This window comes from Yoonia sp. TsM2_T14_4, from assembly GCF_049602355.1.
GTDB lineage: Bacteria > Pseudomonadota > Alphaproteobacteria > Rhodobacterales > Rhodobacteraceae > Yoonia > Yoonia vestfoldensis_A.
In genome coordinates this window covers 2102477-2115265 of the sequence record NZ_CP187137.1, presented here as the reverse complement: position 1 = coordinate 2115265, position 12789 = coordinate 2102477, and the positions used below count along the sequence as shown (strand labels likewise).

Genomic DNA, 12789 nt, shown 5'->3' with positions numbered 1-12789 from the left:
CCGATGACTTTTGACTATGACGACCAGAATATCTTTGCGAAAATCCTGCGCGGGGAAATCCCCAATCAGACGGTCTATGAAAACGACCATGCGCTGGCGTTCAACGATATCAACCCGCAGGCACCGGTGCATGTGCTGGTGATCCCCAAGGGGGCCTATGTCAGCCTTGACCATTTCGCGCGCGATGCCTCGCCTGCCGAACAGGCCGGTTTCATGCAGGCCGTGGCCGAGGTTTGCCGCCTGACCGATGTGGCCCAAGGGTTTCGCGCCATCGCCAATACCCGCAGCCACGGCGTGCAGGACGTGCCGCATTATCATCTGCATATCATCGGCGGGCGGCAATTGGGCCGGATGCTGCAGGGCTGACGACGTTCAGGACGTCAGTGACAGGAATACATCTTCGAGGTCAGCCTCGCGGCTTTGCACATCCTTGATGGTGATACCCGCCTCGCGCAGCAGCGACAGGATCGCGTCGGCTGGTGTGGCCCCCGCATTATAGGTAAAGCTCAGCCGTCCATCGTCATGCGCCTGTCCGGTGATCCCCGCGGGCAGGGCGGGCAGGGTGGCGGCGCTGGCAGGCGTGACGACCAGCGTCTTGCTGTCGAGCCGCCCCAGAAGGTTGGCGGTGCTGTCGCGGATCACGACGGCCCCGTGGTTGATGATGGCAATCTCGTCGCACATTTCCTGCGCCTCTTGCAGGTAATGCGTGGTCAGGATGATGGTCATGCCTTGCTGGTTCAGTTTGCGTACATTGTCCCACAGCATGTTGCGCAGCGTGATATCGACGCCTGCGGTCGGTTCATCCAGCACCAGAATCTGCGGTGAATGCACCAGCGCCTTGCCCAGCAACAACCTGCGCCGCATCCCCCCCGACAATGACCGTGCGTAGGCATTGGCCTTGTCGGTCAGCCCGATCAGGTCAAGGATTTCCGCCGTCCGGCGCTGCGATTTCGGCACGCCGTAAAGCCCTGCCTGCACGTCGAGCGATCCTGCGGGTGTAAAGAACGGATCAAGATTCGGTTCCTGCGGCATGATCCCGATGGCCGCGCGCGACTGGCGCGGGTTTTTGTCCTGATCAAAGCCCCAGATTTTTACCGATCCTGCCGATTTCACCACCAGACCCGCCAGAATGTTGATCAGCGTCGATTTGCCCGCCCCGTTCGGCCCCAACAGGCCAAAGACCATCCCGCGCGGGATATTCAGGTCGATACCTTTGAGCGCCTGATGCGCGGGTGCGCGGCTGGTGGCCGCATAGGTCTTGTGCAGGCCGGTGATTTCGATGGCGTTGTCGGTCATGCTGGTCTTTCCCCTTTGCCGCAGCTGCGGTATAGGGTGACACATAAGGCGGGCAGCGCCCCGCGGCAATCAGACAGGCCAGATCAATGACCACACCCGCACCGGAAACCCGCATTGTGAACGACTGGCGCGTGTCCTGCGACGGCGGCGAAGCCGGGCTGGGCCATCCGCGCGTCTGGCTGCAGATCCCCGACCAGCGCGGTTGGGTCGAATGCCCCTATTGCGACGCCAAGCTGATCCACAAGGATTTCGAAGGCAAGGTCTGACCTTGTCCAAGCCACATTGTCGCCGGAACGGAGGGACGTCATGACAACCCAATTCGGCAAAGGCTGTCACCTGCATCTGATCGACGGATCGGCCTTTATCTTTCGCGCCTATCATGCGCTGCCACCGCTGACGCGCAAGTCCGACGGTCTGCCAGTAGGGGCGGTCAGCGGTTTTGTGAACATGCTGCAACGCTATGTCGAAAACAACTCTGGTGCTGACGCTGCGACCCATGTCGCCGTGATCTTTGACAAGGGCAGCCATACCTTTCGCAACGACATGTATGACCAATACAAGGCCAACCGCGAGGCGATGCCCGAAGAGTTGCGCCCGCAGATCCCGCTGACCCGCGACGCAACCCGCGCCTTCAACATCGCCTGCGAAGAGGTCGAAGGCTTCGAGGCCGACGATATCATCGCCACCCTTGCCCATCAGGCGCGCCGCGCGGGGGGCCGTGTGACCATCGTCAGTTCCGACAAGGACCTTATGCAGCTGGTCGGCGACGGTGTCGAAATGCTCGACCCGATGAAAAACAAACGCATCGACCGCGACGGCGTGTTCGAAAAATTCGGCGTCTTTCCGGACCGCGTGGTCGATGTGCAGGCGCTGGCGGGCGATTCGGTTGATAACGTGCCGGGCGCGCCGGGTATCGGGATCAAGACCGCGGCCCTGCTGATCAACGAATTCGGTGATCTGGAAAGCCTGCTTGAGCGCGCGGGCGAAATCACCCAACCCAAACGCCGCGAAACGCTGGTCAACCATCGCGCGCAGATCGAATTGTCCAAACGGCTGGTCCAGCTGGATTGCGATATGGTTCTGGATTTCGGGCTGGATGATCTGGAAATCCGCCTGCCCGATCCCGACACCTTGCTGGCTTTTCTCGCCCAGATGGAATTTCGCACCGTATCCAAACGGATCGCGGACAAGCTTGGCGTTGCTGCCCCCGTGATCGAAGCGCCAGCCCCCGCGACCGAAACCGCCCCGATTGAGGCCGTGCCTTTCGATGCCGACAGCTATGAATGCGTCCGCGATGCCACAGCCCTGCAGGTCTGGATCGACCGGATTTACGAGGCGGGCCATGTCGCCGTCGATACCGAAACCACCAGCCTTGATGAAATGCGGGCCGATCTGGTCGGCATCTCGCTTTGCGTGGCGGCGGGGCAGGCCTGCTATATCCCGCTGGCGCATAAGGCGGGGGCGGATGATCTGTTCGGCTCGGACGCGCGGGCCGAAGGGCAGATGGATATGGCCGCCTGTCTGGCGATGCTCAAGCCCGTGCTGGAGGATGCGAGCATCCTGAAAATCGGGCAGAACATGAAATATGATGCCAAGATTTTCGCGCTGCTGGGGATCGCTGTCGCCCCCATCGACGACACGATGCTGATGTCCTACGCGATGCATGCGGGGCTGCATAATCACGGCATGGACACGTTGTCTGAACGCTATCTGGGGCATATCCCGATCCCGATCAAACCGCTGTTGGGGTCGGGAAAATCTGCCATCACCTTTGACCGGGTGCCGGTGGACGATGCGGTAAAATATGCCGCCGAAGATGCCGATGTCACCCTGCGCCTGTGGCAGATGTTCAAACCGCAGCTGCACCAATCGCGTGTGACAACGGTCTATGAAACGCTCGAACGCCCGCTGGTGCCGGTGCTGGCGCAGATGGAAATGCACGGGATCAAGGTTGACCGCGATACCCTGTCGCGGATGTCCAACGCATTCGCGCAAAAGATGGCGGGACTCGAGGACGAGATCCAGAAAATGGCGGGCCGCCCGTTCAATGTCGGCTCGCCCAAACAGCTGGGCGAGATCCTGTTCGATGAACTGGGCCTTGCGATGCCCGACGGCAAATTGCCCGCCAAGGGCAAGACAGGCGCCTATTCCACCGGTGCCGATGTGCTCGAAGACCTCGCCACGATCCACGACCTGCCACGCCGTATCCTCGACTGGCGGCAATTGGCGAAACTCAAATCAACCTATACCGACGCGCTGCAGGACCACATCAACCCCGACACGGGCCGCGTGCATACGTCCTATTCCATCGCGGGTGCGATCACCGGTCGGCTCGCCTCGACCGACCCGAACCTGCAAAACATCCCCGTCCGGTCTGACGAAGGGCGGCGCATCCGCGAAGCCTTTGTCGCGGCACCAGGCAATGTGATCGTCAGCCTAGACTACAGCCAGATCGAATTGCGCATCCTGGCGCATATCGCGGGGATCGATGCGCTGAAACAGGCCTTCCTTGACGGGATCGACATTCATGCGATGACGGCGTCGGAAATGTTCGACGTGCCGCTCGACCAGATGACGCCCGATATCCGCCGTCAGGCCAAGGCGATCAATTTCGGTGTCATCTACGGGATTTCGGGTTTCGGTCTTGCACGCAACCTGCGGATTCCGCGCAGCGATGCCCAAGGGTTCATCGACCGCTATTTCGAACGTTTCCCGGGCATCCGGCAATATATGGATGACACCGTCGCCTTTGCCCGCGATCGTGGCTATGTCCAGACCCTGTTCGGCCGCCGGATCAACACACCGGAAATCAACACCAAAGGCCCGCAGGCCGGTTTCGCCAAACGCGCCGCGATCAACGCGCCAATTCAGGGCACCGCCGCCGATGTGATCCGCCGCGCGATGATCCGGATGCCAAAAGCCATCGCCGGTCTGCCCGCCAAGATGCTGCTGCAGGTCCATGACGAATTGCTGTTCGAGGTTGATGCAACCGCCGCCGACGATCTGATAGGCATCGCACGGCAGGTGATGGAAACCGCCAGCGACCCCGCCGTCAAGCTCGACGTCAAACTCTCCGTGGACGCGGGGCAGGGACCAAACTGGGCCACCGCCCATTGAAAACAGGGCGCGAGGCTAAAACCCCGCGCCCCCACTTCTTATTTCCAAAAATACTCCCGCGCGGCGCGCTCCGTCGCGGCAGCGGCGGATCAGTTCACCGATTTGGCCTCGACCAGATTGGCCTCGGATTTGCGCGCAGGCGCAATGGCGATCCGGCGGGGTTTCAGCGCCTCTGGCACTTCGCGCACCAGATCGATATGCAGCATGCCATTTTCATGCAAGGCACCTGTCACCTCGACATGATCGGCCAGCTGGAACCGGCGTTCAAAGGCGCGGGTGGCGATCCCGCGGTGCAGGAATTTGCGCGTGCTGTCGTCTTCGTCCTTGCGGGCGGTGACATGCAGCGTGCGGTCCTTGACCTCGATCGCAAGCTCGTGATCGGCAAAACCGGCCACGGCGATCGAAATGCGCCAGCCGTCATCGGCGGTTTTTTCGATATTATAAGGGGGATAGCTGGTCTGGCCGACATCACTGGCCAGCGCACGGTCCAAAAGCTCGGCGATCTGGTCAAAACCGACAGTGGCACGGTACAGCGGGGTTAAATCAAAACTACGCATAGGGTCATCCTTTTCATCAAGCGATAACAATGTCTGGCCTTCCATTCATGGACAGACCGTTAGGGCAAGGCCCGTCATTGGCACCTTGCTGGGATAGATTTGGGAAAGGCAGCAGCGCCTTTCAAGACCCTAATCGACGGTGACGAATTTGGCGCCCGTGTCGTTGCGCGCGCCCGATGTCATCACGCGCTGGCTGCCGCCCGGGCGCACCGGGGCTTGGCTTGCCAAATGCGCCATCAGCGCATTCAGCGGCCCTTCGAGCGAGGTGCCAAGCGCCACTTTTTCGCCGCCTACCTCGGCCATCGCGGACACGACCGAGGCGATCCGCGTCTCGCCCTGGTGCATGATAAAGACCGGCGATCCGCTTGATCCGTAATCGACATCGCAGGTCATGATGATCACGCCGGTCTGGTGGCCCAGCACGTTGCAGACCTCTTGCAGGCTGGGGGCGTCTTCGCGCCCGCGGCCATAGGACACGACCCCGACCTCGTCACCGCTCAGCGGGCGTTGGGCGATCAGATAGGGGCGCAGGCGGGTTTCACGGATCGGAAGGTCCAGTTCCAGCACTGCAATATCCATCGCCACAGCCGCCGGGCGGGTCACACCACCGGTGTGGATGTAATCAGGATGTGCCACCGCCCGTGTCACCCCGCGCGTCGCCGCCGCCCGCCCGTCGCGTAATCCCGCGCGAAACGAAAACCTGTCCGCCGCGACCACAGACCCGTCCTTGTCATAAAGGCAATGCGCCGCCGTCAGGATCAGCTTTTCGCGGATCAATGCCGCCGTGCAGAACCCTTTTCCTGCGATATCAAGCCGCCCGACAGCCTCCCAGCCCGCGCTGTCCTGACGCGTCTGCAAGGTGACTAGTCCGGTTTCCTGCGCGGCGGCAACACCGGCCATCAGAACCGTGCAAACTGTCGCAATGAAATGGCGCATCCCGTGTTCCGTCCAGCTGCCGCAGGTCTGCATGATAGACCACGCAGCACCACGGCGCTAGCGCAGGATCGGCACCGCTGGCACCGTCTTGCCGGGGGCGCTCAGCGCGGGGGGCTGCGGCCCGCCCGTCGCCCAATCCAGCAATTCAACGGTATGCACGATTGGCACGCCGGTGCCGCTGCCGATCTGCATCATGCAGCCGATATTGCCTGCGGCGATGATATCGGGCACCAGCGCCTCTAGCGTCTTGACCTTGCGGGCCTTCAACTGCTTGGAGATCTCGGGCTGCATCAGGTTGTACGTTCCCGCAGACCCGCAGCACAGGTGGCTGTCGGCAGGTTCCAACACGGTGAAACCGGCCTTTTTCAGCAAATCCTTGGGATATGTCTTGATCTTCTGACCATGCTGCAAAGAACAGGCGGCGTGATAGGCGACCTTGGTGCCTTTGGCGGCACCTGCGGGCAGGTCAAGCTTCATCAGCACTTCGGACACATCCATCGCGATGGCCGCAACCCGCGCGGCATCGGCGGCCAACGGGTCATCGCGGAACATATGCCCGTAATCCTTGACCGTCGTGCCGCAGCCAGAGGTATTGATGACGATGGCATCAAGCCCACCCTGATCCATCTCGCGCACCCAGGCCCGGATATTGGCGGCGGCCGCCGCATGGCTTTCCTTTTCCTTGCCCATGTGATGGGTCAAGGCCCCGCAACAACCCGCCCCTTTTGCCACGACAACCTCGGCCCCGAAACGCGTCAGCAGGCGGATCGTGGCGTCGTTGATATCTGTGTTCAGCGCCTTTTGCGCACACCCCGTCATCAGCGCCACGCGCATCTTTTTATCGGCGACCGCAAAGGTCTGCGGATCATCATTGCGGCTGACCGGCGGAATGGTGCGCGGTGCCATTTCCAGCATCGCGCGCAGGCGCGGATCAGGCATGAACCGCGCAAAGGGTCGTCCGAACTTGGCCCCCAGCAGCGCCAGCCGGAACCGCATCGGATAGGGCAGGACCTGCGCCAAGATCCAGCGCAAGGCACGGTCCGACCATGGCCTGTCATAATTCTTTTCAATATAGGCGCGGGCATGATCGACCAGATGCATGTAATGCACGCCGGATGGACAGGTGGTCATGCAGGCCAGACACGACAGGCAGCGGTCGATATGTTTGACAGTCTTGGCATCGGGCTTGCGCTCGTTTTCGAGCATGTCCTTGATCAGGTAAATCCGCCCCCGCGGGCTGTCCAATTCATCGCCCAATATCTGATAGGTCGGGCAGGTCGCCGTGCAGAACCCGCAATGCACACAGGTGCGCAAAATCTGGTTGGCCCGCGCGGTACCTGAATCCTGCAATTGCTCTGGTGTGAATGTCGTCTGCATCAGCCCATCATCCCCGGATTGAATATCCCGCGCGGATCGAATTTCGCGCGCAGCCCTGCGCTCAGCGCCGCGACAGGCGCGGATTCCGGCTGGAACACCGGCACATGCGCCTGCCCACGGATCAGCGTCGCATGGCCTTTGAAATCACCCAGCCTTGTGCGCAGATCACCATCGGCCAGCAACCACACAAGCCCGCCCGCCCAATCATAGACCACCGCCCGCGCCCCTGCCTTGGCGACCAGCGCGGGCGCATCCGACGCCTTGACCGACAACCGCCAGACGCAGCCCTGTTGTCCGGCAAAGGCGGTCACATCGCGGATCGCGGCCCAGAGCGCGGCAGACGCGGCTTTATCATCCAGTACCTTGGCTGACCCAAACGGAGCCACGACCCCCGCCAAGGCTTGCGCGCGATACGCGACCGAGGCGGCAAATCCTTCCAGCCGCAGCATCGTGCGCCCCGCAGCAGGATCATGCGCCGCCCCTGTCACCTCGAAAGGCGAAGACATGGCCGCTGCCAACGCGGCGACAGCGGTCGCGTCATCCAGACCGTCCAGCACCAGCGTCGCTTCGGTTTCCACATCCGGCAGCACTTTCAGCGACACTTCGGTCAGCACACCCAAGGTGCCGTAAGACCCGCAGAGCAGCTTGACCAGATCATAGCCGGTGACGTTCTTCATCACGCGGCCCCCGTTCTTGATGATATTGCCCGCGCCATCGACAAACCGCACGCCCAGCATGAAATCGCGGCAGGCCCCCACGGTGATCCGGCGTGGCCCTGACACATTGGCCGCAACCATCCCGCCGATGGTCGGCTCTCCACTGGTGCCAAGCAGTGCGCGATGATCCATCGGTTCAAACGCAAGGCGCTGGTTTTCCGCCGCCAGCCGCGCCTGCACCTCGGCCAAAGGCGTACCGGCCTTGGCCACCAGCGTCAGCGCGCCGGGTTCATAAAGCGTGATCCCCGCCATCCCCGCCAGCGACAATGCAGCCCCTGTCGCGCGCCCGATAGGTCTTGTCCGGCCGCCCATGATCCGCAGCGGGCCATCGGCCTCGGCCACCATGCGGGCAAGGTCTTGCTCGTTCTTGGGTGTCATATCATCTTCCGAGTATAAATATCCTGGGGGAGCCGCGGACAGCGTCCGTGGCGGGGGCAAAGCCCCCTCAAGCCGCGCGCCGTGGCGCAGAGCTATCCAGCGGAAACACTTTGGCCGCATTCAGCAACCAACCCGGATCGAAGACATCTTTGACTGCCATCTGCGCCTCAAGATCGGCAGTGGCGAATTGCACATGCATCAGATCACGCTTTTCGATCCCCACGCCATGTTCGCCGGTCAGGCAGCCGCCCACCTCGACACAAAGCCGCAGGATATCCGCGCCGAACGCCTCGCAGAGCTCCAGATCACCGGGTTTATTGGCATCAAACAGGATCAGCGGGTGCATGTTTCCGTCACCGGCGTGGAACACATTGCCGACGCCCAGCCCGTATTCCTTGGACATCTCGCCAATCCGGCGCAGCACATAGGGCAGTGCCGACACTGGAATCGTGCCATCCAGACACATGTAATCATTGATCTGACCCATCGCGCCAAAGGCCGATTTGCGGCCCAGCCAGATGCGGCCCGCCTCGTCGGCATCCTTGGCTTCGCGCAATTCCACGGGGTTGTGGCTGCGGGCGATCTGCATGATCAGCGCCAGCTGCGCGTCGATTTCGGCGGGCGATCCTTCGACCTCGACGATCAACAGCGCCTCGCAGATCGGATAGCCTGCCTTGGCAAAGGCTTCGGTCGCCTCGATACAGGGGCGGTCCATGAATTCGATGGCAACGGGCAGAATGCCTGCCTTGATGATGTCGGTGACAACCTGACCCGCGACTTCGGAACTGTCATAGCCCATCAGCACGGGGCGCGCGCCTTCGGGTTTGGGCAGAATGCGCAGGGTCGCCTCGGTCACGACGCCCAACTGACCCTCGGACCCGCAGATCACGCCAAGCAGATCAAGCCCGCCGGCATCCATATGCGCGCCGCCGATGTCCATCACAGTGCCGTCCATCGTGACCAGCGTCACACCCAGCAGGTTATTGGTGGTGACACCATATTTCAGGCAATGCGCGCCGCCCGAATTCATCGCGATATTGCCCGCAATCGCGCAGGCCAGCTGGCTGGACGGGTCGGGGGCATAGAAAAATCCATCCGCCTCGACAGCACCCGTCACCGACAGGTTGGTGCGGCCCGTCTGCACGCGGATATAGCGGTCGGGGTAATTCGTCTCGATCACCTGTGTCATCCGCGCGACGCCAAGGATCACGCAATCCGCCGTCGGCAGCGCACCACCGGCCAGCGAGGTGCCCGATCCGCGTGGCACAACCGGCACGCCCATATCATGGCAAATCTTCAGCACGGCCGAGACTTGTTCGGTCGTCGAGGGCAAAACCACGGCAAGCGGCGGGCAGCGATAGGCGGTCAGCGCGTCACATTCATAAGCGCGGGTTTCCGCGATATCGGACATCAACGCATCCGGCGGCAGCACAGCGGCCAATCGGGCGACAATCTGGTCCTTGCGGGACAAAACACCGGCATTCGGCTGTGGCATTTGCATGGAACGACCTCCCATCGTGGTGACTGGTAAGAATATATGACCAATTTTGCCATATGGCAAGTTGGAACTGGACCCGCTACAGGTTTGTTATGACATTTCTTGACCATATTGCCCTGCTCACTTTGTTCGACGCGATTGCGGCGGCGCTGATCTTGCTGGTCTGGTTCGGGATCGGCTGGCGGATCGAACATCCGGGGGCCAAGAACCCCTCGGTCACCATGCTGATGTCCGAACGGCGGCGCGACTGGATGAAGGTACTTGTCACCCGCGATTCGCGCATTTTTGACAGCCAGATCCTGGGCGGTCTGCGCGAAGCCACCGCGTTTTTTGCATCGACCAGCCTGTTTGCCATCGGGGGCGTGCTGGCGCTGCTTGGCAATACCGAAAGCCTGCGTGGCGTTGCCGCTGAGGTGAGCGATACACAGGTGCCGGTCCTGATCTGGCAGTTGAAACTGGCGCTGGTGGCGCTGTTTCTGATCAATGGTTTTTTGAAATTCGTCTGGTCCAACCGTGTGTTCGGCTATTGCGCGGTGGTCATGGCCTCGGTGCCAAACGACCCCGCCGATCCGCTGGCCTATCCGCGCGCGGCGCAGGCGGCGGAACTGAACATCCGTGCCGCACTGAATTTCAACCGCGGCCTGCGGTCGATGTATTTCGCGCTTGCGGCGCTGGGCTGGCTGGCAGGCCCCGGTGCATTGGTCGCGGCAACGCTGATCGTGGCATGGATCATCTGGTCGCGCGAATTTGCGTCGTTGCCGCGCAATGTGCTGATGAACGACGACGGCGTTTCGGGGAAACCATGACCCGCATTTTGCGGCCTTTGGGGATGCTCTAACGCCGCCCTTCGCGCAGCCATGCCCCCACGCTCAACATCGCGGCCAGCAGCAGGAACAACCATGCCGGCACCAGGGGCGTGATCTTGATATCCGCCGTCTGGAACGCGCCGCGCGGGGTGATCCCGATCCAGCCGCGTCCCGTGGCCGGGCGGCCTGCGCGCACGGCGCGGATGTCCACGGCACCCGCTGAAACCGGCATGATCCCGCCGCGCTGCGCGTCGATCAGCGGTGCCAGCATGTCACCCGTTGCAATCGTCTGTTCGAATTCGCGCGGTGCCGCAGTGCCAAGGGCGATCACGGCCTGCTGGTCCCCGTCATCGAGCCGGTAAAGCCCGATCTCGGGCGCATCCCACAGCGTCTCGAACCGGCCAGGGGATGTTTCGGTCAAGGGCAGGGTGGTCTCGGTCCCGTCGGGATGGGTGATCGTCACGTCGCCCGTGGTTTCCGACAGGGTGCGGCGGATGATCCGCATCTGCTGGCCTGCAGGTTCGACAAACAGCGCCTCTTCTTCCAGCTCGGGTTCACGCATCATCCAATGCGCCAGACGGCGCAGCAGTTCCAATTGCGGCCCGCCGCCTTCATAGCCGCGATCCCAAAGCCATGAATGATCCGACGCCATCAGCGCGACACGGCCTGCGCCAACACGGTTCAGCACCAGCAAAGGGCGATCATCAAGGCCGGACATCACGACAGATGCCTCTTGCGGGACCACCACATCGACCAGCCGGAACCAGCGGCCCCAGCCCGGACCATCGCCCTCCGCGGCAGGCGGAGACAGGTCATCCAGCCCCGCTGTCACCGGATGGCGCGCGCCCAGATCGGTGATCTGCGGCACGAACCCTTCCTCGAACACGCGCGCGGTCGGCGCACCGGGCAGCACAGCGCCCAGAGGCGAGCGATAGATGCTTTCGGCGGCGCCATATTCCGGCCCCGACGAAATCAGCACAGCCCCGCCCTGGTCGACATAATTGCGGATATTATCCAGATAGGCATTGGGCAATATCCCGCGCCGGCGATAGCGGTCAAAGATGATCAGGTCGAAATCATCAATCTTTTCGAGGAACAGTTCGCGCGTGGGAAAGGCGATCAGCGACAATTCAGTGACCGGCACACCGTCCTGCTTTTCGGGTGGGCGCAGGATGGTGAAATGCACTAGGTCCACGGCAGAATCCGATTTGAGCAGGTTGCGCCATGTCCTCTCGCCCGGATGCGGCTCGCCCGATACGAGCAGAACGCGCAGCCGGTCGCGCACGCCGTTGATCTGGATCACGGCGGTATTGTTGCGGTCGGTCAATTCGCCCTCCGCTTCAGGAATGGTGAATTGCAGCACGTTCATGCCCGCATGGGACAATTGCACCGGCAGTTCGATATCACGGCCCACCGGCACAGGCAGGGTCAGCGGTGGGGCGCCATCAATGGAAACCGACAGATCGACCGTCTGCGTGGCGGGTGCGGCACCCTGATCCTCGATCCGCAGCGTCAGGGTAAAAGTCTCGCCCAGAATGGCAAAGGCGGGGGCGTTGGATATGACAAGCCGGCGGTCCCAATCGTCAGGCGCGCCGGTCAGGATCAGGTGCAGTGGCGCAGGCAGGGCGGGGGCATTGTCCATGTCATGCACACGCCCGTCAGAAATCACCACGATCCCCGCAATCCGGCTCTGCGGTTCCTCGGCCAATGCCTGCGACAACGCGGTCATCAGGGCCGTCCCCTGATCGCCCTCGGCATCCCCCAGCGTGACAAGGCGCATTTCCGTATTGGGCTGGCGGTCAAGTTCTGCGGTGATATTCGCCAAGGCTTGCGCATTCTGGTCTGGCCTGCCCGCGATGCGCTGGCTGGCGGTTTCATCGACCACGACCATGATTATATCGCTCAGCGGGGCGCGGTCTTCGCGCTGCAAGGACGGGTTGGCCATGGCCGCCAGCAACGCGACCCCCGCCAGCGCGCGCAGCCACCAGCCCGGCAACCGCCGCCAGAGGGCGAGCGTGACCGCCAGAACAACCAACCCCGCCAGACCATAAACCGCGATCAGCGGAATCAGCGGGTCAAAGATCACCCTGCCGGTCATTTACAAACGT

The 12789-nt window shown here is 62.1% G+C and carries 11 protein-coding genes; 4 read left to right on the top strand and 7 right to left on the bottom strand.

The window, feature by feature from the left end; genetic code table 11:
• Positions 1-3 precede the first annotated feature (3 nt).
• On the top strand, positions 4-366 hold the full coding sequence (locus ACPF9B_RS10410; protein ID WP_007206959.1) for an HIT domain-containing protein: 363 nt from the start codon (positions 4-6) through the stop codon (positions 364-366).
• A 6-nt stretch (positions 367-372) separates the two neighbouring features.
• Here ACPF9B_RS10410 and ACPF9B_RS10405 read toward each other — a convergent pair whose 3' ends face one another.
• Positions 373-1296, bottom strand: coding sequence for an ABC transporter ATP-binding protein (locus ACPF9B_RS10405; RefSeq protein WP_007206960.1), 924 nt, complete (start codon positions 1294-1296; stop codon positions 373-375).
• A gap of 86 nt (positions 1297-1382) precedes the next feature.
• On the opposite strand from ACPF9B_RS10405, the gene ACPF9B_RS10400 reads away from it, so the two are divergent.
• Positions 1383-1562 carry a zinc-finger domain-containing protein gene (locus ACPF9B_RS10400; protein WP_007206961.1) on the top strand — a complete coding sequence of 60 codons (180 nt, stop codon included), beginning with the start codon at positions 1383-1385 and terminating at the stop codon, positions 1560-1562.
• 40 nt (positions 1563-1602) lie between these two features.
• Complete coding sequence (gene polA / locus ACPF9B_RS10395) at positions 1603-4413, top strand: DNA polymerase I (protein WP_007206962.1); 2811 nt, start codon at positions 1603-1605, stop codon at positions 4411-4413.
• An 89-nt stretch (positions 4414-4502) separates the two neighbouring features.
• On the opposite strand, the gene ACPF9B_RS10390 is transcribed toward polA, so the two are convergent.
• From ACPF9B_RS10390 to ACPF9B_RS10370, 5 genes are all read right to left on the bottom strand, one after another.
• A complete protein-coding gene (locus ACPF9B_RS10390; protein WP_040483339.1) occupies positions 4503-4970 on the bottom strand; it encodes an Hsp20 family protein in 468 nt (155 codons plus the stop codon).
• Positions 4971-5099: 129 nt separating this feature from the next.
• Positions 5100-5906, bottom strand: a complete 807-nt coding sequence (locus ACPF9B_RS10385; protein ID WP_040483018.1) for a trypsin-like serine peptidase — start codon at positions 5904-5906, stop codon at positions 5100-5102.
• 57 nt (positions 5907-5963) lie between these two features.
• Positions 5964-7283, bottom strand: a complete 1320-nt coding sequence (gene glcF / locus ACPF9B_RS10380) for a glycolate oxidase subunit GlcF (protein WP_424177232.1) — start codon at positions 7281-7283, stop codon at positions 5964-5966.
• Positions 7283-8377: an FAD-binding protein gene (locus ACPF9B_RS10375; protein WP_424177230.1), complete on the bottom strand. Its 1095-nt coding sequence runs from the start codon at positions 8375-8377 to the stop codon at positions 7283-7285. The genes glcF and ACPF9B_RS10375 overlap by 1 nt, the downstream gene beginning before the upstream one ends.
• Positions 8378-8444: 67 nt before the next feature.
• Positions 8445-9878, bottom strand: coding sequence for an FAD-linked oxidase C-terminal domain-containing protein (locus ACPF9B_RS10370; RefSeq protein WP_007206967.1), 1434 nt, complete (start codon positions 9876-9878; stop codon positions 8445-8447).
• A gap of 89 nt (positions 9879-9967) precedes the next feature.
• On the opposite strand from ACPF9B_RS10370, the gene ACPF9B_RS10365 reads away from it, so the two are divergent.
• Positions 9968-10681, top strand: coding sequence for a DUF599 domain-containing protein (locus ACPF9B_RS10365; RefSeq protein ID WP_007206968.1), 714 nt, complete (start codon positions 9968-9970; stop codon positions 10679-10681).
• Between the two features lie 28 nt (positions 10682-10709).
• On the opposite strand, the gene ACPF9B_RS10360 is transcribed toward ACPF9B_RS10365, so the two are convergent.
• A complete protein-coding gene (locus ACPF9B_RS10360) occupies positions 10710-12779 on the bottom strand; it encodes a hypothetical protein (RefSeq protein ID WP_424177227.1) in 2070 nt (689 codons plus the stop codon).
• Positions 12780-12789 lie beyond the last annotated feature (10 nt).